Origin of the sequence: Spongiactinospora sp. TRM90649 (assembly GCF_029382225.1) — a bacterium.
Taxonomy (GTDB): domain Bacteria; phylum Actinomycetota; class Actinomycetes; order Streptosporangiales; family Streptosporangiaceae; genus Spongiactinospora.
Genome location: NZ_JARLTC010000019.1, coordinates 112,580 through 135,742 on the forward strand (window position 1 = coordinate 112,580; position 23,163 = coordinate 135,742).

Annotated in this window: 15 protein-coding genes; 6 read left to right on the forward strand and 9 right to left on the reverse strand. The window is 73.7% G+C overall.

What is annotated here, in order from left to right; all coding sequences use genetic code 11:
- Positions 1-271: 271 nt before the first annotated feature.
- Both P3X83_RS22350 and P3X83_RS22355 read left to right on the forward strand, forming a co-directional pair.
- Complete coding sequence (locus P3X83_RS22350; RefSeq protein WP_277307111.1) at positions 272-3,775, forward strand: serine/threonine-protein kinase; 3,504 nt, start codon at positions 272-274, stop codon at positions 3,773-3,775.
- A gap of 61 nt (positions 3,776-3,836) precedes the next feature.
- Positions 3,837-7,349: a protein kinase gene (locus P3X83_RS22355; RefSeq protein ID WP_277307112.1), complete on the forward strand. Its 3,513-nt coding sequence runs from the start codon at positions 3,837-3,839 to the stop codon at positions 7,347-7,349.
- A 23-nt stretch (positions 7,350-7,372) separates the two neighbouring features.
- Here P3X83_RS22355 and P3X83_RS22360 read toward each other — a convergent pair whose 3' ends face one another.
- Positions 7,373-8,872 (reverse strand): M48 family metalloprotease, encoded by a 1,500-nt coding sequence (locus P3X83_RS22360; protein ID WP_277307113.1) that lies wholly within the window; start codon positions 8,870-8,872, stop codon positions 7,373-7,375.
- Between the two features lie 189 nt (positions 8,873-9,061).
- Between P3X83_RS22360 and P3X83_RS22365 the strand changes: the two genes are divergently transcribed.
- Both P3X83_RS22365 and P3X83_RS22370 read left to right on the forward strand, forming a co-directional pair.
- Positions 9,062-9,250: a DUF5999 family protein gene (locus tag P3X83_RS22365; RefSeq protein WP_277307114.1), complete on the forward strand. Its 189-nt coding sequence runs from the start codon at positions 9,062-9,064 to the stop codon at positions 9,248-9,250.
- A gap of 230 nt (positions 9,251-9,480) precedes the next feature.
- Positions 9,481-9,726: a hypothetical protein gene (locus tag P3X83_RS22370; RefSeq protein WP_277307115.1), complete on the forward strand. Its 246-nt coding sequence runs from the start codon at positions 9,481-9,483 to the stop codon at positions 9,724-9,726.
- A gap of 4 nt (positions 9,727-9,730) precedes the next feature.
- On the opposite strand, the gene P3X83_RS22375 is transcribed toward P3X83_RS22370, so the two are convergent.
- The 5 genes from P3X83_RS22375 to P3X83_RS22395 form a co-directional block, all read right to left on the reverse strand.
- Positions 9,731-11,650 carry a serine/threonine-protein kinase gene (locus P3X83_RS22375; RefSeq protein ID WP_277307116.1) on the reverse strand — a complete coding sequence of 640 codons (1,920 nt, stop codon included), beginning with the start codon at positions 11,648-11,650 and terminating at the stop codon, positions 9,731-9,733.
- Positions 11,647-13,581, reverse strand: a complete 1,935-nt coding sequence (locus P3X83_RS22380; protein ID WP_277307117.1) for a serine/threonine-protein kinase — start codon at positions 13,579-13,581, stop codon at positions 11,647-11,649. The genes P3X83_RS22375 and P3X83_RS22380 overlap by 4 nt, the downstream gene beginning before the upstream one ends.
- Before the next feature lie 72 nt (positions 13,582-13,653).
- Complete coding sequence (locus P3X83_RS22385; protein WP_277307118.1) at positions 13,654-13,878, reverse strand: hypothetical protein; 225 nt, start codon at positions 13,876-13,878, stop codon at positions 13,654-13,656.
- Positions 13,879-14,024: 146 nt separating this feature from the next.
- Positions 14,025-15,524 carry a hypothetical protein gene (locus P3X83_RS22390; RefSeq protein WP_277307119.1) on the reverse strand — a complete coding sequence of 500 codons (1,500 nt, stop codon included), beginning with the start codon at positions 15,522-15,524 and terminating at the stop codon, positions 14,025-14,027.
- Positions 15,525-15,585: 61 nt separating this feature from the next.
- A complete protein-coding gene (locus tag P3X83_RS22395) occupies positions 15,586-17,730 on the reverse strand; it encodes a transglycosylase domain-containing protein (RefSeq protein ID WP_277307120.1) in 2,145 nt (714 codons plus the stop codon).
- Between the two features lie 379 nt (positions 17,731-18,109).
- On the opposite strand from P3X83_RS22395, the gene P3X83_RS22400 reads away from it, so the two are divergent.
- The gene (locus tag P3X83_RS22400) at positions 18,110-18,298 is read left to right on the forward strand and encodes a hypothetical protein (protein ID WP_277307121.1); all 189 of its coding nucleotides are present in this window, start codon (positions 18,110-18,112) and stop codon (positions 18,296-18,298) included.
- A gap of 52 nt (positions 18,299-18,350) precedes the next feature.
- On the opposite strand, the gene P3X83_RS22405 is transcribed toward P3X83_RS22400, so the two are convergent.
- From P3X83_RS22405 to P3X83_RS22415, 3 genes are all read right to left on the reverse strand, one after another.
- Entirely contained in the window at positions 18,351-19,964 is a 1,614-nt protein-coding gene (locus tag P3X83_RS22405) for a heparinase II/III family protein (protein WP_277307122.1), read from the reverse strand.
- Positions 19,965-20,063: 99 nt separating this feature from the next.
- On the reverse strand, positions 20,064-21,149 hold the full coding sequence (locus P3X83_RS22410) for a CU044_5270 family protein (RefSeq protein WP_277307123.1): 1,086 nt from the start codon (positions 21,147-21,149) through the stop codon (positions 20,064-20,066).
- A complete protein-coding gene (locus P3X83_RS22415; protein ID WP_277307198.1) occupies positions 21,142-21,732 on the reverse strand; it encodes an RNA polymerase sigma factor in 591 nt (196 codons plus the stop codon). Before P3X83_RS22415 ends, P3X83_RS22410 begins: the two co-directional genes overlap by 8 nt.
- A 284-nt stretch (positions 21,733-22,016) precedes the next feature.
- On the opposite strand from P3X83_RS22415, the gene P3X83_RS22420 reads away from it, so the two are divergent.
- Positions 22,017-23,162, forward strand: a complete 1,146-nt coding sequence (locus P3X83_RS22420) for an ROK family transcriptional regulator (RefSeq protein WP_277307124.1) — start codon at positions 22,017-22,019, stop codon at positions 23,160-23,162.
- Position 23,163: the final 1 nt, after the last annotated feature.

Here is a 23,163-nt window from a genome sequence, read left to right on the forward strand (position 1 = left end):
CCATTCGTCCTCAGCGTCCTGATCCGACCATCTCCCGGCGGAGTTGACGGATGGTTGGCGTGCGGTTGCAACGGTGCGTGGACGCCCCCGCGCCGAGGTAAGTGCCCGCCGACATAGGACGCGGGCCGGGCCGGGGCGGATTACCCGCGACTCGCGTGCCCGACGCGGCCGGCCGCGCCAAACTTTGTCGTGGGCCGCTGCGTCCAACCATGCGTCGTCGGCGTCCCCGCCAAGGGAGCCCCCTTGAAGGGAGCCCCGCGAAAGGAGCATCGTGCGGTCACTGCTCGAAGGCGATCCCGAACGCGTCGGCGGCTACTGGGTGGCGGGCCGCCTGGGGGCGGGCGGTCAGGGAGTCGTCTACGACGCCTACGACGAGGGCGGGCGCAGGGTCGCGCTCAAGGTGCTCCACGCGTCGGGCGACGTGGCCGTGCGCGACCGGTTCGCAAGGGAGGCGCGGGCCGCGCAGCGGGTGGCCTCGTTCTGCACGGCGCGGGTGCTCGCGGTGGACCTCGAAGGGCGCAAGCCGTACATCGTGTCGGAGTACGTGCCGGGGCCGAGCCTGCGGCAGGCCGTGCGCGACGGCCGGCGCTTCACCGGTGACGACCTGCACCGCCTGGCCGCCGCCATCGCCACCGCGCTGACCGCGATCCACGACTCCGGGGTCGTGCACCGCGACCTCAAGCCGGACAACGTGCTGCTCGGCCCGGACGGGCCGCGCGTCATCGACTTCGGCATCGCCAGGATCGAGGGCATGTCGCTCAGCGGCACCGGACAGGTCGCGGGCACCCCCACCTACATGGCCCCCGAGGTGTTCACCGGCCAGCGCGCGGGCACCGCCGCCGACGTGTTCGCCTGGGGCGCGATCATGGTCTATGCGGCCACCGGGAAGGACCCGTTCACCGCCGACAACCTCGGCGGGGTCATGCACCGGGTGCTCTCCCACCAGCCCGACCTCGGCGTGCTGCCGGAACGGCTGCGCGCCCTGGTGGAGTCCGCGCTGGCCAAGGACCCCGCCACGCGGCCGTCGGCCAGAGACCTGCTGCTCGCCCTGGTCGCCGCCCACGTCACCGACACCCCGCGCCTGCTGGCCGAGGGCAGCCAGGCCGGGCGCGAGGTGCGGGTGAGCGCCACCGCCGACCCCGCGCTCGGCACGCTCGCCGAGGACGCCTACGGCGCGCTGCCGCTGGAGGAGCGCGAGCTGGCCGCCGAGGTCTTCCTGCGGCTGGTCGCCGTCGGCGAGGACGGCGCCGAGACGGTGCGGTGGGCCCGGAAGGACGAACTGCTGGAGGGCAGGCCCGAGGCCGAGGCGCAGGCGGTCCGGCACATTCTCGACGTCTTCGCCTACCTGCTGACGGTCAAGCAGGACCGGGTGGGGATGTCCCGCCCGGCGCTGCTACGGGCGTGGCCGCGGCTGCGGTCCTGGGTGGAGGAGGAGCGCGACGGCCTGGCCGTGCTGGGCGCCCTCACGACGGCGGCCCGGCGCTGGGAGGAGGGCGGACGCAGGGACGGCGACCTGCTCCAGGACGCCCGGCTGGAGCACGCGCTGCGCTGGGCGGCGACCGGCAGGCGGCACCTGACGCTGAGCAGGCTGGAACGCGACTTCCTCGACGCGGGCAGCCGGATGACCAGGACCCGCACCCGGCGGAGGCGGGTCGTGACGGCCGCGCTGGCCCTGCTGCTCGTGCTGTCCCTGGCCGGCGGCGGCCTGACGTACTACCAGAGCGGCCAACTGGCCGAGCAGCTCGCCCTCTCCAGCGGACGGCGGGCCGCCGCCACCGCCGAGGAACTGCGGACCACCGACCCGGTCACCGCGATGCTGCTCAGCGTGGCGGCCTGGCGCCTGGCCCCCGGGCTGGAGGCCAGATCCGCGCTGATGTCCTCGCTCTACGGGCCGGAGGAGGGGGTCTACCGTCCGCCGCCGGTGGGCGGGATCGGCCAGCGCGTCGTGGCCCGTGACGGCCGGACGATGGTCAGCGTCGAGGAGAAGGGCGTCCGCGTGTTCGACGTGGTCTCCGGCCGGCAGCGCGCGGCGTGGCAGTGGCCGGACGGCGCGACCGTGGTCGGCGACACGCTCGACGTCAACCGGAACGGCTCCGCCGTCGCCGTGCTCAGCGACGACCGCCTGACCGTCTGGGACACGATGACCGGCAGGAGGCTCGGCGAGCGCCGGGTGGAGCGGGCGGACAGCCGGATGGTCCGGTTCGGCGACCACGAGACCACGCTCGCGGTGGGCTACGTGGGCGAGGTGATCCTGCTCTGGGACTACGCCGGGAAAAGGATCCACCCCGTCGCCTGGGACAGGATCAACGGCTTCGCCGTCGCCCGCCGCGGCGACCTGGCCGCGTCCCTCCCGGATGGCAGGCTCGACGTCCGGCGGCTCCCCGGAGGCGCCCGCGACACCCGTTTCCCCCGCTCCTGCGGGCCGGAGGCGAAGCTGGTCGCGTTCAGCGCGGACGGCCGCCTGCTGGCCTGCGCGGGCACCGAGATCAGGCTGTTCGACACCGCGACCGGGCGGCGGCTGCCGGCGCCGCCCGGCAAGGTCACCTGGCCGTGGGCCGGAGACGACGAGTCCCCGAACGTCGTGTTCTCGGCGGGCGGGCTCAGGTTCAGCCCGGACGGCAGGCTGCTGGTCGGCTTCACCGGCACCACGGTCCGCGTGTGGGACGTGGCCACCTGGGCGAGCCTGCTGGTGCACACCGCCGACGGCGTGGTGAGCGACGCCTGGGCCGACGCCGGCGGGCACACCGTGCGCTACCTGCTCGACGACACCGTCGTCACGGTCGAGGTCGCCCGCCGGGTCCAGGCGGTCCGCGCCCCCGGCGTCCGCAAGGGCCTGCTCAGCCCGGACGGGCGCTGGATGACCAACGAGAACTACGACAAGGGGCTGCACCTGTGGGACGTCCGGCAGGCGCGCCCGGCGGGGGTCTTCCCCGGCAGCGCCTCGGCGGGGGTGCCGGCGGTCTTCGGGCCCGACGGCACCACCCTGGCCGGCTGGCTCGGCGGCGGCGAGACACTGCAGGTGTGGGACGTGCCCACGCGCCGGGAACTGTGGAGATATCGGGCGCCCAAGCCGTACTTCGTGGAGGACGTCGCGTTCGACCCGACCGGCAGGTGGCTCACCGCGTCGGTCATCCAGCCCTTCCCTCCCGAGGGTTACCGGCTGATCACGTGGGAGGCCCGCACCGGAAGGCAGGTCCGCGAGACGCGTCCCGACCAGCAGCCGGGTTCCCTGCACTACAGTGCCGACGGCCGCGTCCTAGTGCTGGGCAACGGCCGCTTCGTGGACGCGGCCACCGGCCGCGCGGCCGGCAGCGGCTACGTGCAGGGCGGCGTCGTGGCCACCGCGCCGAGGGGCACGGCCATGGCGGTGGCCGGGACCGCGGGCCGGATCGCGCTGTGGGACTCCGCCCGGCGCGTACCGATGCCGCCCGTCCTGCACGGCATCACCACGGGCGTCGACGGGCTGGTCTTCGCCCCCGGCGGCGACCTGCTGGCGAGTGTCCACTCGGGCACCGTGCAGTTCTGGGACCCGGACGCCAAGCGGCGGCTCGGGCGGCCGATCACGCTGACCCACGACTTCCTGTCCAGTCAGGCGTTCAGCACCGACGGCGGCACCTTCTACGCCACCGACCAGGACGGCGGGCTGTACGGCGTCACCGTGGCCCCGGACCGGGTCGCCACCGCGGTCTGTGCCAGGGCCGGGCGCACTTTCACCGGGAAGGATTGGGAGGTCTACTTCGCCGGAGTGCCCTACCAAGATATTTGCCCGCGATGACCGAGAACTTTGTCGCCCCTGGAGGCGTCCAACACGCCAGCTACGGATGCAGGGGGCAGACATGGCGCAGGCGCTGGGCGACGGGGATCCGCACCGGCTGGGCGAGTACTGGTTGTCCGCGCGGCTGGGCGCCGGAGGTCAGGGCGTGGTCTACGAGGCGTACGCGCCCGACGGCCGGAGAGTCGCGATCAAGGTGCTGCGCGGCGACCCGGACGGACGGCAGGGCCTGCGTGAACGCCTGGCAGGGGAGGCCGCCTCGGCCCAGCGGGTCGCCTCGTTCTGCACCGCCCGCGTGCTCGACGCCGACCTCACGGGCGCGCGGCCGTACATCGTCTCGGAGTACGTGGAAGGCCCGAACCTGCGTCAGGCGATCGTCGGCGGGCGTGCCTTCTCGGGGGACGAGCTGCACCGGCTGGCCACCGCGATCGCCACCGCGCTGACCGCCATCCACGAGGCGGGGGTGATCCACCGCGACCTCAAACCGGACAACGTGCTGCTCGGCCCGGACGGGCCGAGGGTCATCGACTTCGGCATCGCCAGGGTCATGGAGCTGTCGCTCACCTCGACGAGCCTGGTCGCGGGCACTCCCACCTACATGGCCCCGGAGATCTTCACGGGCCAGCGCGCGGGCACGGCCGCCGACGTGTTCGCCTGGGGCGGCATCATGGTGTTCGCCGCCACGGGCGCGGACCCGTTCAAGGGGGCGAGCCTGGGCGCGGTGATGCACCGGGTGCTGTCCACCGACCCCGACCTCACCGCGCTGCCGGTCGAGCTGCGCGACCTGGTCGAGGCGGCGCTCGGGAAGGACCCTTCGGGACGGCCGGAGGCCAGGACCCTGCTGGACGCGCTGATCAGCGGGGAGGGCCGGGCCGACATCGAGCGCCTGCTGGCCCAGGGCAGTTCGGAGGCGCGCGCGGTGCGCACCGCGCCCGACGATCCCGCGCTCGGCGCCCCGGCGCTGGGCACGCTGGCCGAGCACGCCTACAAGACGCTGGACCCGGGGGAGCGCGTGGCCGTCCCCGAGGTGTTCCTGCGCCTGGTCACGGTCACCGCCGATGGCGGGCTCGGGCTGCGCGCGGCCCCGCTCGCCGAGCTGCGGGACGGCCGGCCGGAGGTGGCACGCGTCCTTGAGGTGTTCTCCTACCTGGTCACCGTGTCCGAGGAGAAGGCCACGCTGACCCGTCCGGCGCTGGTCCACGCCTGGCCGAGGCTGCGCGCCTGGGTGGCGGCCGAGCGGGACGGCTTCGCCGCGCAGAAGGTCATCGCGGCGGGGGCCAGGCGGTGGCACGAGCGCGGGCGCGCCGACGCCTACCTGCCCATCGGCCGTGACCTGGAGGAGGCCATGCGCTGGGCGGCCACGCTGCGCCGCAACGTCACGCTGGGCCCCGCCGAGCGCGACTACCTGGACGCCGCCTCCGCGCTCAGCCGCCGCAGGGTGCGCAGGGGCCGCCTGCTGGTCGCGGCGATGTCGGTGCTACTGGTCCTGGCGCTGGCGGCGGGAGCGATCGTGCTGACGAAGAGCGTCATGGTCGGCGCGCAGCGGATCGAGGCCGAGGCCCGCAGGCTGGCCGGGGTGGCGAGCGACCTGCGCGCCACCGATCCGGCGCGGGCGATGCTGCTCAGCGTGGCCGCCTGGCGGCTGGCCCAGGTGCCGGAGACACGCGAGGCGCTGACCGCCTCGCTGGTCCAGCCGGAGACGGCGGCCTTCCGCGATCCGGCGGCGAGCGCGGCCCGCGCGCTCAGCGCGGACGGCCGCATCCTGGTCAGCGTGAGCGGCGGCGAGGTGTACATCTGGGACGTGCGGACGGGCAGGCGCACCGGCCGTTTCGAGCTTCGCGGTTCGCCGGGTGAGCAGGCCAGGGCGGCGGCGCTCAGCCCCAACGGCCGTGATCTGGCCGTCGTCGTGGGCGATGAGATCCGGGTCTGGGACATCGGCACGGGGGAGCGGCGTTCCCCCGCGTTCCGGCTGAAGCCGGGCGGCGCTGCCCCGGCGGTGTACTACGACGCAGCCGACGATCTGCTGGTGGTGCCGGGGAAACGGGAGGTGACCGTGTGGAACACCCGCAGCGGCCGGAGCACGCCGGTCGTCGGCTGCTGTGGCCCGTCGGTGCCGCCGGGCGGCGACGCCGTCCTCACCCCCGGCCCGGACGGCGGGATCGGCCGGGTCTCACTGCCGGGGCGCGAGCGCCGGGAGCTGCTGCCCGGCTGCCGGGACTGCGGCCGCGTCCTGGCCTCGCGCGAGGACGGCCAGGTGTTCGCCGCCGGGTTCGGCGACCGCGTGGGCCTCTACGACGCGAAGAGCGGCGAACCCCGGGGCGCGGGCGACCTGCCGGGCTGGAACGGCGGGCGGCTCCGCTTCAACGGCGACGGCGCCCTGCTCGCCTCGGTGACGACCAGGAACGTGCAGGTCTACCGGTTGCGCGACCGCACGATGGTGCTGGACCACGACATCGTGCCGAGCGGCGTGGCCTCCCGGACCGGCCCGGCCCCGCGCGCCGCCTTCGACCCCGACGGCACCGCGCTGCGATACCTGGACGGCGACACGGTGATGACCCTCGACCTCGGGCCCGTGACGCCCGGGCCGCAGCGGTACGGCGCGCTCAGCCCCGACGGCCGGTTCGCCGCCGGGCGCGACGATGACGCCGGGGAGATCCGGTTGAGCGATCCCTCCCGCCCAGGGGACCGGGGCCGCCTGGTGGTGAAGGTCCGGCGCAAGGACGGCGACGACCCGTTCCGCGCCGCCTTCGGCGCGGACGGCCGCCTGCTCGCGGTGACGGGGCACGGCGAGGAGGGCGAGGCCGTGGTGTGGGACATCGCGAAGGGCGGCGTCGTGACGTCCCTGGACGAGCCGGGCCTGCGCCACCTGGAATCGCTGGCGTTCAGCCCCGACGGGCGGTCGCTGGCGACCCTCGGCCCGCGCGCGGGGGCGGGCGAACCGGCCTCACGCGTCACCCTGTGGGACCTCTGGACCGGCACCGTCCGCTGGCGCGGCGACGTCGGCGTGGCGGGGAAGGTGGCCTTCACCCCCGACGGCGGGTCCGTGGTCACGATCGGCGACGACGCCACGGGCTACCTCTCGGCCGCGACGGGCCGTCCCGCCGCCGCGCCGGCCATCGGTGCCGGCACGCCGCCCGCCTTCGCCGCCGACGGCACCGCCTTCGCCGCGGCAGACCCGCTGATCGTGTGGCGGCCCGGCACGCCGGAACCGGTCAGGCTCCCGCTGCGCGGCGGCGGGCGCGGCGTCACGGACCTGGCGTTCTCGGCCTCGGGCCTGCTCGCCACGGCCGACGCGGCGGGCGACGTCACCTTGTGGGACGGGGGCACCGGCCAGGTGCTGGGACGCCCGATCACCGCGCGCGCCACCGGCCAGGCGACGGGGATCAGGACGCTGGCCCTGTCACCGGACGGCGGACGGCTGTCCGTCCTGGACGCCGACGGCGGGTTGCGCGTCCTCCGGGTCGATCCGGACTGGCTGGTGAGCGCGGCGTGCCGCCGTGCCGGGCGGACGCTGTCGGAGGGCGAGTGGCGGTCGGTCGCGCCCGGCCTGCCGTACCAGGAGGCGTGCCCGGCCTGACCGCCGCTCTGAGACCTGTGCCGCTAGGCGACCGGGGCCGTCGGCCGGTCGGCCGGGGGCGTGAAGTCCGGCGCCACGCCCAGTTCGGCCAGCCAGCTCCGCAGGCCGGGGACCGACGACGGGTCGCTCGCCACCTTGGCGGCGTAGTGGGTCAGCGAGACCTCCTCGCCGTCGGTGTAGAACAGCCTGGCCGGGCCCGACCACGACAGCCGCCAGCGGGCCTCGCCGTGCCTGATCAGCACCGCTTCGAGCGCCTGCCCGAGCACCCCGCCGACCAGCGTCGGCGACGGCTTCCAGCCGAGCTGCAGCAGTTCCCGCTCCAGGGCCGTGACCTGCCCCCTGGCCAGCGCCTCGAAGGCGGCGTCCAGGTACGGCAGCGGCGTGCCCATCACCCGCTGCCCCGCCACGGAGAGGTCGTGCAGCGCCTCCGCGTTGCGCAGCTCGTACATCCCGGAGGCGACCATGTCGTCCCACGACACCGGCCGCAGCCCGGTCAGCGCCTGCGGCGACCAGATCGTGTTCTCCACCGCCCCGGCGGCCACGGCGGGGTCGGCCAGCAGCGCGGTGGCCGGACGCCGGTCGGGGGCGTGCGGGGGATCCGGCAGCGCGGCGATGGCCGCCCGCCGCTCGGCCAGGCTCGGGTGCGAGTCGTAGGGCGAGGTCTCCGCCGGTTCCCGCGCGGCCGTGGCCAGCTCGGCCCGCCTGGCCGGTTCGGCCATCATCGCCTGGAAGCCGGACATGACCTGCCCGGGACGGTTGCCGCCAGCGCCGGACATGCTCATGTAGGAGTCCATGTACATCCGCCAGCCCAGCGCGGTGAACTCGATCTTGTCCAGCGCCTGGCCCATCGCCGCGCGCCCGGCGATGGCCACCGCCATCTGGTCGGCCTCCAGTTCCTGGCGGCGTGAGACGGCGAGCGACACCCGCAGGTACACCTTGGCGTAGGCGACGAAGACGCGCCGCAGGATCGGATGCCGTCCGAGGTGCTCCACCGTCGTGAGCAGCGCGACCCGGCCCCGGTAGACGGGCGCGCCCAGGCGGGTGTGCGCGCCTGAGTAGTGGCCGAGCTCGTGGCCCAGCACCGCCCGCAGCTCGTCGACGGTGAGCACGGACAGCAGCGGCAGCCCGATGTACATCCGGCGGCGGGTGGCGCGCAGGCCGAGCAGCCGGGTGTCCTCGGCGACCGCCGCGTTCACCTCTGCGACCAGGCGGATCTCGTCCGGCGGGGCGGTGCGCACGCGCTGGGCCAGCTCCTCGACCGTCCGCCACAGCACCGGCTCGCGCGACCGGTCCACGACGACGCCCGGCTCCTCGCCCCCCATCTTCTTGCTGACCATCCACAGCGCCCTGACCAGCGCCGCCGCGGCGAGTGTGAACAGGGCGGCGAGCTGGACGCCGCGCCCGTGCAGATCGACGAACAGGTAGACGTCGAAGAAGACGGCGGCGGCCAAGACGAGCCCGACCAGCACGTAGAAGCCTGCCAGCAGGGCGAAGGCCAGAGCGGCGCGCAGGGCGATGGTCATCGGGGGAGGACTCCACAGGAGAGGGGGCGTTCCACAGCAAACTAGTGGAGGCCGGCGAGCACTACGAAGTCGCGACTCGCCGGTCAGCGTTCTGCAAGCGGACTGCCAGCGCCGTGCGCCATTCTGTGGATGTGAGCACGAGCGCGACCGCCTGACCGCACACTGGAGCGCCACCTGAGAGGTGCCATCATGTGCCAGCACCAGCCGACCTGCCCCAGCGCCTACTCCCCTGACCGGGAAGCGTCCCACGTGATCGCATCGCACCCCGACCAGGGGTGGAGCCTGCTCTGCAACGGCATCCTGCTGTTCGAGGACACCGGGCTGCTACTGCCGGACGGCTCAGTGGTGGCTCCACACCGGGCGCCCGTCGCCGCCTGAGCGACGGCCTCGCACGACCTCCCCGGAATCGCGGTGATCCCGCACGCGGTGCCCGGCGACCTGCCTTTCGCGGAGGCAGGCAGGACGCCTCGCCCGCCCCGGAGCCGGTACGGCTCCTCATCGCCGATGCGGCTCCCTGCCGCGTGCCCGGGGCAGGGAGCCGCGTGGCATGCCCCGGCGCTCGCGCGGGTAAGCCTCACGCCGGGGGGCGCTTTCGACTGGGGGACACCGTGGCACGCTGTGAGACCTGCGGAAACGACTACGACATGGCCTTCGAGATCCGCGCGCAGGGGGCGACGCACGTCTTCGACTCCTTCGAGTGCGCGATCCAGCGGATGGCGCCGGTGTGCGAGCACTGCGGCTGCCGGGTGATCGGGCACGGCGTGCAGGCCGGGAACCGCTGGTTCTGCTGCGCGCACTGCGCCCGCGAGGAGGGCACCGACGCCATCGTTGACCGCGTCGCCGCGCCCGCCTGAGGCGTCACTTCGCGGTGAACCACAGGACGACGTCGTCCAGCTCGGCCGGCGGCGCCTCGGCGAGCGTCCGCACGGCCCTGCCGCGCAGGTCCAGCATCACCACCCGGCTCCTGCGCTCGCCGGGGACGGTGGCGAGCAGGTGCCGGTCGTCCAGCCAGCCGTGGACGCGGGCCCGCTCCGGAATGTCGATCTTGGCTCGCCGGGTCCCGGTGGCCGCGTCCCACAGGCAGACGTTCTCCCCCGACACGTCCGGGCAGGTCGTGGCGAACACCGTCCCGGCCGTGGTCGTCGTGGCGTTCGACTGGATCAGCGCGCCGACGCCGGGGAAGGTCCGCAGCACCTTGCCGCCGAGGTCGAGGACGGCGACCGCGTCGCCCGCCGCCTGGTGCAGCACCGTCTCGCCGTCCGGGCCCCACAGGTACGCCGAGTCGTGGCCCTGCGGGAGCGGCACCGCCCTGGCGGTCCTGGCGGCCGGATCGACGACGATGAAGCCCTCGGTCCGTTTCGCCCGGGCGTCCGGGTAGATCGTCAGCAGCAGCGCGCGGCCGTCGCCCCGCCACCGGACATGCCCGGCGCTCTTCGGCTTGGTCACGGTCCTGATCTGCACGTCCTGGCCGGTCAGGCGGTCGGTGAGGCGGATCGTCTCGAAGTCGGAGCGGGTGAGCCTGGCCCCGGAGAGCGCGGCCACGTAGGCCCCTCCCGGAGAGGCCACCGGATCCTGGAACCCGCCGTAGTAGGCGAACCGGCGCGAGCGGGGATCGCGCAGGTACGACGGCCAGCCGAGGGTCTGGTCGCGCCGGTCGACGTAGGTCGAGACCCAGACCGGGTCGGCGGCGTTCTCGTGCAGGGTGAGGGCGGTGTCTGGCAGGGTCAGCTCGGACGTGGAGGTCTCCGGCATCCTCCCGCCCCTGGGTAACGGGGGCGGCGGCGCGGACGTGCGCGCGGCCACCGGCACGGGCGGGTCCGGCGGGCGCAGCAGGAAGAACCCGGCCGCGACGGCGAGCGCCAGCACGGCGGTCACGGCGGCCACGACGACCGGCGTCCGGCGGCGGCGCGGGGGAGGGGCGGCCGACTCACGTCCTTCGGCCAGCAGCCGCACTTCGGGCACCGGATGGCCGAGCAGGGCCAGCAGCGCCCGCGTGGCCGTGGGGCGCTCGGCGGGGTCCTTGGCCAGGCAGCGCAGCACCAGGTCGCGCAGTTCGCCGTCCAGGTCGCCCAGCTCGGGGCGGCCGTTCAGGATGTTGCCGATCACCACGGGCAGCGCGCCGCCGCCGAACGGCGGCCGGCCGGTCGCCGCGCACACGATCGTCGAGGCCCAGGCGAACAGGTCGGCGGGCGGCCCCGCCCGCTGACCGGCGAACTGCTCGGGGGCCATGAACGGCGGCGTGCCGACCAGGCCCTCGGCGGCCGGTTCGGTGGCGTCCAGCGCCCGCGAGATGCCGAAGTCGATCACGCGCGGACCCTCGCGGCTGAGCAGCACGTTGCCCGGCTTGAAGTCCTGGTGCACCACCCCGGCCTGGTGGATCGCGGCGAGCGCGGTGAGCGTCCCGATCGCCACCCGGCGCAGCTCCGCCCCGCGCACCGGGCCGTGCTCCTTGATCACCCGCGCCAGGCTCGGCCCGTCCACGAACTCGCTCACGATGTACGGCACGCCGCCCGACTCGCCGGTGTCGAGCACCTGGGCGGTGCAGAACGCCTTCACCCGGCGGGCGAGACCGATCTCCTTGGCCAGCGCGCCGGCGGTGTCGCCTCCTTCCAGGTCGGCCCGGATCACCTTGACGGCGACTCGCCTGCCGCCGTCGCCCTCGCCGAGGTAGACCACGCCCTGTCCGCCGCTGCCCAGCCTGCCGGTGATGCGGTAGCCGCCGACCAGCGCCGGATCTCCCGGCTGGAGCGGCGCGGGGAACGGCGGGGCGGCGTTCATCGGCGGGCCGCGGGGCCGAACTGCATCGCGGCCTTGAGCGGCACCACGTCGGCCAGCACCCGTTTGGTGACGCCGAGGAAGTCGATCACCTTGACCTGCTGGGCCTTCTTCGCCTTTCCCTTCACCGGGTCCTGCACGAGCAGGTGGTTCTCGTTGAACCAGCCGAGGAGCTGGCTCTCCTCGCCGGCGTCGACGGTGGCCCTGCGGTCACCGGTCTTGGTGTCCCAGACGCAGTAGTGCTCCTCGTCGGGGCACACGGTGACGAACTGGGCGCCGGAGGGGGAGAACCAGTCGCGGGAGCGCGGCTTGCCGACCCAGTGCAGGGTCCGGATCACCTGGCCGGAGAGGTTGTAGTACTCCAGACCGTTGCGCTTGCCGTCCCAGTAGCCCCTGGCGACCGTGCCGTCCGGGGTGAAGGTGAAGGCCAGCGCCGCGTCGTTGGTGTACTCCGTCTCCACGTAGGTGGCCTTCCTGGTCCGCACGTCCACGACCACGAAACCCACGTTGGCCTCGGGCTCCTTGCCGTTGAGCACGGAAAGCAGGAGCCGGCCGCCGTCCCTGGACCACACCGGGTACACGGTGGTCATCGGCTTCTTGACGGTGGAGACGGTGAACTGCTCGCCCGTCTCCGGCCTGACGAACTTCACCAGGTCGGTGTCGGAGTTCTGGAACTTCAGCCACGGGTTCAGCGCCACCCACGCGCCGTCCGGCGAGAGGACCGGCTCCTCCCCGCTGGCGACCTGCTTGAAGGCGCCGGTCCGGTCGCGGGCGTAGGCGCCGAACTTGCCGGTCGTCTCCAGGTACGCTTGCAGCCGCACCGGATCGCGGGGGTGCTCGTGCAGGGTGACCTTCGCCCCGGTCAGCTCGACGTCGTTCGCCGCCTTCTTCTCCACGGCGGCCCACGGCGCGACCGTGGTGCTCGGGGTGATGTCGGGCGCGGCCGTGACGACGGCGGGGTCGGGGGTGGGGCGTCCCTGGGTTCCCGTCGCGGCGACGTTCCCCGCGGCCCGATCGGGGACCAGGAAGTAGACGCCCGCGCCCGCCACGAGCGCCCCGGCCACGAAGGCGGCGGTGGCCGTCAGCAGGCCACGGCTCCGCCTGGCGGGCGCGGTCTCCCGGCTCGCCGGGGCCGGGGTGACGCCCACCTGGGAGGTGAGCACGTTCGGGTCGCCCACCAGCCGGAGCAGCGCGTCGCTGGCGGACGGCCGGCCCTCCGGGTCCTTCGCCAGGCAGGCGGCGATCAGCCGGTGCAGCTCCCCGAGGTCGGGCAGCTCGGGTTCGGCGTTGACGACCCGGTTGACCGTCCCCGCCATCGACCCGCCGTCGAACGGCGAGCGCCCGGCCGCCGCGAACGCCATGGTCGCGGCCCAGGAGAAGACGTCGGCGGCGGGGGAGGGCGCGGCCCCGTCGAGGCGTTCGGGGGCCGTGTAGGCGGGCGGCTCGACCTTGCGGGTGATCCCGGAGGCCGAGGCCGCCATCGCCCTGGCCACCCCGAAGTTGATCACTCGCGGCCCGTCCGGCCCGAGCACCACGTTGCCCGGCCGCAGGTCGCCGTGGACCATCCCGGCCTGGTGGATGGCCACCAGCGCGGTCATCGTCCCCACCGCCAGCCGGTGCAGCCCGACCCCGACGATCCCGCCCCCGGTGTGCGCGAGCGTCTGCCCGTCGATGTACTCGCTCACCACGTAGAGCCGGTCCTCGTGGACCCCGGTCGCCAGGACCCGCGCGGTGTAGAACGCGGAGAATCCCTGCAGCGGCTGGATGACCTCCCGGAACCGCTCCCGGTCCACGTCGGGGTGCAGCAGCTTGATCACCACCGCTTCCCCGGAACGCGTCCGCGCGGCGTAGGCGTTGTCGCCGAGCCGCCCGGTGAGCCGGTAACCCCCCATCTCGGCGGGGTCGCCCGGCCGTAGTGCGTCGATCTCCGGCATTGGAAGTCCTCCAATTCCACCGTAGATCACCAATTATGAGGGGGGACCGCCGTGCCTTGTGGCGTTCCGGCCTCAGAAGGACGCCCCTATACCCCCGGGAAGGCGGCACCCGTTCCGCCCCAGCCGCCGGGCGACCCCTCCCACCGTCAGCCCCGTCACCAACGCGCCACGCGCCAGGTGCGACGGCGCCACCTCCTGTTCAGGATCGATCCACGGGGCCCGGCCGTCGAGTCCCCGGCTGAGCAGGACGACGTCGTCATGGTCCGGCTCCCCGGGCACGACAGGCGCGGCGAGCATGGCGAGCACCGTGAAGCCGTAGGCGCGCAGCCGCCCGGCGACCTCGCCGACGGCTCGGCCGGTCGCGGCGGACGCGCAGAACAGGACGCCCGGTCCGACCGGTGCGCCCGGATCCCGCCACGGCGGCAGGCCGTCGAGGTGCGCGCTCAGCAGGACGTGGTCGTCCTGTTCCGGCCGGGCGGGCAGCGGCGCGGTGTCCGGGACGAGGTGCCCGAACGACGCGAGCCGTCCGGCGACCTCCGCGAGCCCCCGCCTGGCGAGCGCCGCCGCCCGGCGGGCGATCTCACCGGGCGACAGGCCGGTGACGAGACCGGTCGCGGCCAGATGTCCCGGCGGGACCGGCGCGGTGGGGTCGAGCCACGGCCGCAGACCGTCGCACGTGTGGCTGAGCAGCCGCAGGTCCTCCGCCGGGGGCCGCTCGGGGATCTCCGCGACGGGCGCATCTCGAAGCCGAGCGAGGCCAGTCGGTCCACGACCTCTGCGACGCGCCGGCCGGTCGCGCGCGCCGCCGTCAGGACGTGTCCCCAGGGGACGGGACGCCCGGCGTCGAGCCACGCCTGCGGCCCAGGGCCGTAGAGCCTGCCGCGCGTCACCGCGTCGCCGTCCTGGAGGAGGACCTGGTCGGACGGCCGCGCGAGCGGGCCGGGTGGCGTGCCGGTCGTGTCGAGGCCGCCGAACCCGGCGACGTCCCGCCAGGCGAGGAGCCGCCAGAGCTGCACCTGACGCGGCATCCACCACACCTCGCGGCCGGGGTGGTGCGTACCGTGCGAGACCGCGCGGAACAGGGCCTCGTCGGCGGGGAAGCACCCTACGCGCCCGAGGTCGATCTGGTGTCCGGCCATCGTCCACGGCCGGTCCGGCTCGCTCGCGGCCCGCGCCGCGATGGCGTCCGCCAGCCCCGGATCGCGCGGGGTCAGGGCGGACAGCCACCGGTGATCCAGCACGTCCGCGCCCTCGGCCAGCAGCGACGGGATCTGGGCGTGCAGCAGCCGCTCCACCTCCGCCTCGTCGCCGCCACCTGCGGTGCCCGTGAGGTTCACGACGGCGCCGAACAGCCTCTCGCCCGTCCACAGGCCGTCGGTGAGCACGCCGCCCTCGCCGTCGCACCACCAGACCCGGGGCGACGCCGTCGGGATCACGAGGGCGGCGACGCGCGCGGCGTCAGGGGCGAAGGGGTCCCCGGCCCCGATCGGCGCACCGGCGGACAGGCGGCCGGCGGCCCACGTCTCGGTGCCGCTCGCGCCGGTGGCCGTGACCTCGTAGTCGGCCACCCACAGGATCGCGCGGAGCAGGTCGACACCCGCCGGGATCGGGGCGCTCGGGCGCAGCCGCACGACGGTGAAGGAGTCTCCGCCGGGTTCGCCGGTCTCGACGCGGGGCGGCACACCCGACTCGGAGACGCGGGCCCGGAGCACGGGGCCGTCCGGACGGCGGGTCGTCACGCTGAGGTCGCCGACGAGGGCGCAGTGACCGAGCGCCCCGGTCCCTGTGGGGGAAAGGGCCTCGGTCAGCTCGCGGATCCCCATGCCGAGCCCGTTGTCCGCGCACTCCAGGTAGGCGCCCCGATCGTCGGCGCCCTCGGTGAGGGTGATCCTGCCCCGCCAGGGCCGGGCCGCCGACGCGTCGCGGCGGCGGCACGCGCGCACGGCGTTGCGGTACAGCTCCCGCAGGACCGCCGCCGGATCGCGGCGGCCCGCAGAAGTTCGGTCAGCGTTCTTCGCGGCCGAGTTCCACGACGTTCTCGGGACGTTCGCCGCGCTTGTCCTCCTTGGGCTTCTTGGGGGCGCAGGCCGACCCACAGCCGCCGAAGCGGGCGGAGTTGATCGGCTTGAAGGAGGTCTTGGGCACGTTCTTGAGGGCGGCGATCATGGTGTCCTTCCAGATCGGCCCAGGGATGGTGGCGCCGAAGACCGAACCGTAGTACCGGCCGCCGATGGTCACGTTGTTGAGCTTGTGGTTCACCGCGCCGCGCGGGTCGCCGATGCTCACGGCGCCCGCCAGGTCGGGGGTGGTGCCGGCGAACCAGGCGGTGGACTGGCTGTCGGTGGTGCCGGTCTTACCGGCGGCGTCGCGGCCGATGCCGCCGACCCCGCGCATGGTGCCCTTGGTGAACACGCCCTCCAGGACGTGCGCGGCGGCGTCGGCGACCTCGGGGTCGATCGCCTGGCGGCACTTCGGCTTGTACTTGGTGACCTTGCCGTTCCGGTCGGTGATCTGGCTGATCGCCATCGGCTCGCAGTACTTGCCGCGCGCGCCCAGCACCGCGTAGGCGCTGGCCACGGTGATCGGGTCCATCTCGTTGACGCCGAGGGTGAACACCGGGACCTCGACCAGCGGGAGGCCGTCGGCCCGCTTGATCCCCATGGACTTCGCGGTCTTGATCACGTCACACAGGCCGACCCGCTGTTCCAGGGCCATGAAGAAGGTGTTGATCGAGCCCCAGGTGCCGGTCTGCAGGGTGCGGAAGCCGGGGGAGCCCTCGTCGTTGGTCACCGTGTGGGAGGGGTCGCCGACGTTCTGGCCCTTGCAGTTCTTGAAGCCGGAGTAGCCGGTGCTGAACCCGGCTCCGGCGGCCAGGCCGTCGTTGACCTTCATGCCCTGCTTCAGGGCGGTGACCAGCGTGAACATCTTGAACGTGGACCCGGCCTGGAAGCCGGTGCCGCCGCCGTGCTTGGCGTCGCTGACCACGTTGTAGGACATCTGCTTCTTGCGCTTGACACCGCCGAAGTCACGGCTGGCGGCCATCGCCTTGATCTCCCCGGTGCCCGGCTCGACCAGCGCCTCCGACGCCATCGCGTAGTCGGTGGGCGAGACGCGCTTGCGGATCGCCTTGTCCGCCGCTTCCTGCATCTTGGTGTCGATCGTGGTCTTGATGGTCACGCCGCCCCGGTTGAGGAACTGCAGCCGGGCCTTGGCGGTCTTGCCGAAGTCGGGGTTGCTCAGGATCTCGTGCCGCACGTACATGCAGAAGTAGGGGTACGGGCTGACCTCGCAGCCGCCGGGCAGCGGGGTGCCCTTGTAGCCGAGCTTCTCCTTCTTGGCCGCGTCCGCCTCTTCCCTGGTGATCTTCTTCAGCTCGGCCATCCGGTCGAGCACCACGTTGCGCCGGTGCAGCAGCCGGTCTCGATGCTTCTTGCCGAGCTTGGGGTCGGTGGCGTTGGGCTCCTGGACCGCTCCGGCCAGCGTGGCGGCCTGCGCCAGGCTCAGCTCCGACGCCTTGACCCCGAAGAACCGCTTGGCCGCCGCCTCGACGCCGTTGGCGCTGGCCCCGAAGTAGGCGATGTTCAAGTACTTCGCCAGGATCTCGTCCTTGCTGTACTTCTTCTCGATGGCCATCGCGTAGCGCAGTTCGTTCAGCTTGCGCGCGTAGCTGGTCTCGGTGGCCTTCTGGCGTTCCTTCTTGCTGTCGGCCTGGTTCACCAGCACCTGCTTGACGTACTGCTGGGTGATGCTCGACCCGCCCTGGCTGACCCCGCCGGAGTGCAGGTTCGTGGCCAGCGCGCGCAGGGTGCCCTCGATGTCGATGGGGCCGTGCTCGTAGAAGCGGAAGTCCTCGATCGCGACGATCGCCTTCTTCATCTCCTCGGAGATGCCCGACAGCGGCACGACCTCGCGGTAGACCTCGTAGAACTGCGCAATCTGCTTGCCGTTGGAATCGACCACGGTGGTCCGCTCGGCCAGCGGCGGTTCCTTGAGATCCTCGGGATTGAGGTTCAGCTCGTCCTTGGCCGACACCACGCCGAGTCCCACTCCGCCCACGGCTGGTAGCGCGATACCCGCGACCAGCACCCCCGCGACGACGCCCGCGCCCACGAGTAGCGCGATCTTGGAACCAGATTCGGCTGGGCTCATCCCCCGTTTCGACATGTGACTAGATTATGGGGTATTCGTGGCATGCCGGGGGCCAAGTCAAGAGGTTCGCCGAGATGCGTGCGACGCGGATCGCCTCCGTCCGGCGTCGCCTGGACCGTACGCCAGTTCGAGTACTCGTGCGCAGCGGCATGATCGGCGCCCCGAAGAGTCGATCATCGACGCCTCTATCCGGTCGCATTGGAAATCTCCAATCATTTACCGGGAATTTCCGCCCTATAACGTCGCCATAGCGGCATTGATTAGGGCCTGCCGAGTGCGGCAATAATGGCCCCCCGAGCAGCCAGGGCTTACTGTAATCAATCGGCGACCGAGAGTGATAATCAATGGGAAACGTTCCACCGAAGGAAGGGACTCGCTCATGCGTACCTCGTCCAGGATCGTCGCCCTCGGTTTCGCGGCCGCGCTGGCCACCCTCGCCCTCGCCGGTCCGGCCGCCGCCACCGTCGCGCCGGCCGGCTGCAGCAACGCCAACGTGATCGGCAACGTCATCAACGCCAAGGTGCCGATCCTGTCCAACCCGTCGCAGGCCGGTTGCAACGTCGGCTGATCCCGCCGCGCGGCAGATCGGGGAGGCCCCGCCGGGGGCCTCCGCGATCGCGTCACGTCCAGGCGAGACCGGGCGGCAGGACGGCCACGCGGCCCCGGGTGCGCACGGTGAGCCCGCCGTCCGGGGCGACGGCGATCTCGGGGGCGTCGTCGCCCGGCACGATCAGCGTCAGCGACCGCCGGGCGGCGGGGGAGACCACGACCGTCGCCTCGGCGCGCTTGAGGTGGCCGGTGCACACCTGGCCGCGCTCGGCGAGCGGGTCCGGCGGCGGCCGATCTCCTGGCGGGGCGAGCCGCACCAGGGTGACCCGGCGCTCGCCGTCGGCCAGCACGACCCGGCCCTCGCCGGTCGCGACCGGGCGGAGCGCGGGGGCGAAGTGCCAGCGGGCGCTCAGCCCGGCGGGCGCCTCGTCCAGCACCGCCAGCAGATCGGGATCGTGGACGACCAGCACCGTGCGGGTGCGGCGCACGCCGTACGCGTCGTCATGGAGCCGGTAGACCTGCCTGCCGGGCTCGACGGCCGCGCTCTCCAGCACGGTCGCCGTCCCCGGCCGGAACGCCGCGCCCGCCACGACGGGCACGTTGTGCGCCTCCGGCGAGATCGTCCAGTCCCGGAAGGCGGTCTTCTCGTAGGAGTCGAACCCGCCCTCCACCAGCACGTCGTGCCCGCCGGCCTGGTAGGTGACGCCGAGGTGGTCCTCGTGGCCGTGCAACCGACGTCCCGGGCCGAAACGGATGGAGTAGTACGCGGAGCGCGGATCGCCCCACGCCGTGCGGCCGAAGACGTAACCCGCCTCGAAGATCGCCACGGTCGGCCGGTCGCCGGTGAGGCGCGGCGCCCTGGCGTCGGCGGGACTGTCGCCGAGCGCCACGATCCGGCCGTCCGGCTGGGTCGCGTGCGCGATGTACGACTCCAGCACGGCGCGCCGCGCGGTGAGCGGGGCGGGGACCGGCAGCCCGCAGCCGCGGATGATCCGGATGGCCGTCCCCATGCGCCGATGGACGTACACGCCGTAGCGCGGGGCCTGTTCGTGCAGCGCGCCCTGCTCGTCCACGGCCAGTTCGGCCGACGCGGTCATCCGGCGCACGGCGAGGCCCATCCGCTCGTCGTCGCCCAGCCTGCGGGCGATCAGCAGCAGGGCGATGTCCTGGTCGAGGCCGTGGTTGTGTCCCTCGCGGTAGAGGGCGGGGTCGGCCAGCACGGCGGCGTGCTCGGCGAGGGACGCCGCCAGCCATGAGGCCCGCACGTGCGCGCTGAGGCAGACCAGCGCGGGGCCGCGCAGGGCCACGGCGTGCTCGGCCCAGGCCCACTCGCTGACGCCGTGGCCGCCGCGCGGGTTCGCGCGCACCCAGTCCTCGGCGATCGCCGTGGCGCGGTCGAGGTACTCCTCGCCTCCCGCGCGCTCGTACTCCACGACCAGCCGCCCCATCCAGCGCAGCGCGTGCAGGTTGAGCGACCAGGAGCGGTTGCCGTGCGGGTCGAACAGCCAGTCGACGCCGCCGTGGGGACCGGCCCGCAGCTCGACCGCCGGGCGTCCGGCCAGGGTGACCCGGCCGCGCAGCGCCTCGGCCGCGTCGACGGCGGGGAACAGCCCGGCCAGGGAGTCGGCGGTGATGTCGGGGGTGGCCGGGGGGAGTACGGGTTTTCTGCGGGCACGCCAAAACAAGCGCTTGCTCCATTTCGGGCGCAGGGCCGCCCGGCGTACGGGCGGTGAAGGTGACTGACAGGTGTCCGGACGCGCGTCCGGTACGGCGGCCGGGCGCTCCTAGAAGGCGTCCGGTACGGGATCCGGTACGGCTGGCGGGTCACTGGTCCAGCCCGCCCTGACGACCAGCTCGGCTCGGTCGTCGCCGCCCTTGTCGGCCGACGAGAGCACCTGGGAGGTGTCCGGATCGATGATCAGGGTCCGGCGCACGGTCGCCTCCGGGCCGTTCACGGTGAAGGCGAACCCGGCCCCAGTGCGGTTCCGCTCGTCGGTGATCTCACCCAGGTACCGGACGCCTGACAGTTCGGCGAGCGCCCGGTAGGCGGCGGCGCGCACGGCCGGGGGCGACGGCTTGCTCCACAGCAGCCCGCTCAGCGCGTCGGCCAGCAGGCCGTCCACCGCCTCCGGGCCGCTCTCGCGCAGGGACGCGACGACCTGGTCCCGCAGCGCGGCGGGATCGGTCGGCAGCCGCTGGATCGCCGCCATCGTCAGGTCGCGCCCGGCCATGCTGAACGGCGCGTGGGGCACGACCCGCGTCAGCCGCCCGGCGCCGGGTGAAACCCGCAGCCCGGTCCCCGGCCACGAGGACGGCGAGCCGTCACGCGCCCAGGCCGCCTTGTCCGCCGGTGTCTTCGGGCGTGTCCCCAGATCGCGCTCGCCCGTCCAGGTCCGGCCGTCGGCGGTCGTCCACAGCTCGACCACCCGCGACGTGACCACCGTGTAGCGGTTCTCGCCCCGGCCCAGGCGCTCCCGATGGGTCCGGGTGCGGATCCGCTCGACATGCCAGTACCGGCCGGTGGGCGCGCCGGGGCCGGACTCGGCGGCGGTGGCGGCGGCCAGCAGGATCGACCGGCCGCCGAGCACGGCCCGCGCCGTCGCCTGCCCCGGGGGAGGCTCCTGCGCCGGGAGGCGGAAGGGTGCCGTCACGGCCAGCACGGCGGCGGCGGTGGCCACGCCGACGGCGGCCATGCTCCACGTCAGGCGTATCCGGGCGCGGCGGCGGCGTTCGGCGGTCAGCCTGCCCCGGACGCGGGCGGCGACGGCGGGGGCGGGTGGCGGCGGCTCGCCGTACAGGTCGCGCAGCTCGCGCAGGTCGTCGATCGGGCCGGTGCGCGGGTCGTCGTCGTGGACGCGCCGGTCAGCCATGGTCGGCCGTCTCTCGCATCGGGTTGACGCCGCCCAGCGAGCCGCGCAGCTTGCGCCTGGCCCGGTTGAGGCGGGAGCCGACCGTGCCGTACGGGATGCCGAGGGCGGTGGCGATCTCGTCGTTGCTCAGCCCGGCCAGCGCGACCAGGAGCAGCACGTCGCGGTCGCGCCGGTCCAGCTCGGCCACGGCGGCGGCCAGGCTGGGGCGCAGGCTCTGCGCGCTCACCCGCACGGCGACGTGGTCCTCGTGGCCCGGGACGTCGGGATCGACGCCGTGCCTGGCGAGCGCGCGCAGCGTCCGTACCTCCAGGCGGCGCTGCTTGCCGATCAGGTTGGTGGCGATGCCGTACAGCCAGGCGCGAACCGTGGCCCTGGCCGGGTCGTAGGACGCGCGCTTGCGGAACGCGATCAGGAACGTCTCGGCGACGACGTCCTCCGCGCTGTCCGTGCCGAGCCGCTGGGAGGCGTAGCGATGGATCTCGGCGAAGTGGGCGTCGAAGATCCCCTCGAACGCCTCCGCCTGGTCGAGCGGGCGGGAGGGGACGTCGGCCTCCCCGGCCACCGGATGGGCGGCCCACGACATCGCGGTCACGATGAACTCCCCCGGGTGGGTCTCCCCGTCATGTCCAACCCTTCACGGCGGCGGGAACTCGTACACCCTTACTTTCCCGATGCCGCGATTCCGTTCACGATGATCCACAAGTACGCGATCACCTGGGGCAGAATGCCGGAAATGCCGGTGGCGTACGTGATGCGGCATGATGAGCCAAGCCTGGCCGACCGGGAACGAGGGTGACCGTGATCACATCAGCGACGGGCCCGCGGCCCGCGGACTTCACCGACGTCCGGGCCACCAACCTCGCAGTCGTGCTGAGGTTCGTGCGTGAGCACGCCCCCTGCTCACGGGCCGACATCGCCGCCTCCACCGGCCTGAACAAGGCCACCGTGTCCAGCCTCGTGGCGGACCTGATCGAGCGCGGCCTGATGCGTGAGACCGGGCTCACCGAGAACCGCGTCGGCCGCCCCGCCACGATGCTCGTGCTGGACGGCTCGCCGTACGCGGCGGTGGGCATCGAGATCAACGTGGACTACCTGACGGCCATCGCGGTGGACCTCTCCGGACGGCGGCTGCTCACCTGGCGCCGCACCTTCGCGGGCCCGGCCGTCACGTCCGGCCAGGCGGTGACGGCGGTCGCCGCGCTGGCCCGCCGCGTGCTCACCCGGATGACCAAGGAGGCGCGCCGGGTGCTCGGGCTGACCGTCGCGGTGCCCGGCCTGGTGGACCTCACCGGCGGGGTGCGCATCGCGCCCAACCTCGGCTGGACCGACGTGGACCTGGCGGGCGACCTGGGCAGGGCGTTACGCGGGCCGGACTTCCCGATCCTGGTGGACAACGACGCCAACCTCGGCGCGCTCGCCGAGCACCGGTTCGGGTCGTTCGGTGACACGGACAACCTGGTCTACGTCACCGGCGAGGCCGGCACGGGGGCCGGTGTGATCATGGACGGCCGGTTACGGCGCGGCGGCCAGGGCTTCAGCGGGGAGTTCGGGCACATCCAGATCGACCCCTGCGGCCCCACCTGCGGCTGCGGCAGGCCCGGCTGCCTGGAGGCCGTCGCCGGGATCGCCAGGGTCTCGACGGACAAGCCGGTCTTCCCCTTCTCACCCGCCGAGATCGAACCGCGCATCGACGAGATGGCCCGCCTGGCCGCGGCGGGGGATCGGCAGGCGCTCAACGCCCTCGTCGGCATCGGCACCGACCTCGGCCGGGGCCTGGCGATCCTGGTCAACCTGCTCAACCCCCAGGCCGTGGTGCTCGGTGGCCACTACGTGCCGCTCGCCTCCTGGCTGATCCCGGCGGCCGAGGCCGAGGTGCGCAGACTGGTGATAGCGCCCGACGCCGGAGGATGCCGGATAGTCGCCTCCGGCCTCGGGTACGGCGCGGCGGCGCTCGGCGGCGCGGCGCGCGTGCTCGACTCCGTGGACTCCGGGCGCCTGCCCGGTCGCGGCTGAT

What these genes read in the sequence shown, in the direction of transcription:
- P3X83_RS22355 (WP_277307112.1), top strand. Translation starts at nt 3,837, where the DNA reads ATGGCGCAGGCGCTGGGCGACGGGGATCCGCACCGGCTGGGCGAGTAC.
- P3X83_RS22360 (WP_277307113.1), bottom strand. Translation starts at nt 8,872, where the DNA reads ATGACCATCGCCCTGCGCGCCGCTCTGGCCTTCGCCCTGCTGGCAGGC.
- P3X83_RS22365 (WP_277307114.1), top strand. Translation starts at nt 9,062, where the DNA reads ATGTGCCAGCACCAGCCGACCTGCCCCAGCGCCTACTCCCCTGACCGG.
- P3X83_RS22375 (WP_277307116.1), bottom strand. Translation starts at nt 11,650, where the DNA reads ATGAACGCCGCCCCGCCGTTCCCCGCGCCGCTCCAGCCGGGAGATCCG.
- P3X83_RS22380 (WP_277307117.1), bottom strand. Translation starts at nt 13,581, where the DNA reads ATGCCGGAGATCGACGCACTACGGCCGGGCGACCCCGCCGAGATGGGG.
- P3X83_RS22385 (WP_277307118.1), bottom strand. Translation starts at nt 13,878, where the DNA reads ATGCTCGCCGCGCCTGTCGTGCCCGGGGAGCCGGACCATGACGACGTC.
- P3X83_RS22395 (WP_277307120.1), bottom strand. Translation starts at nt 17,730, where the DNA reads ATGAGCCCAGCCGAATCTGGTTCCAAGATCGCGCTACTCGTGGGCGCG.
- P3X83_RS22400 (WP_277307121.1), top strand. Translation starts at nt 18,110, where the DNA reads ATGCGTACCTCGTCCAGGATCGTCGCCCTCGGTTTCGCGGCCGCGCTG.
- P3X83_RS22410 (WP_277307123.1), bottom strand. Translation starts at nt 21,149, where the DNA reads ATGGCTGACCGGCGCGTCCACGACGACGACCCGCGCACCGGCCCGATC.
- P3X83_RS22415 (WP_277307198.1), bottom strand. Translation starts at nt 21,732, where the DNA reads ATGTCGTGGGCCGCCCATCCGGTGGCCGGGGAGGCCGACGTCCCCTCC.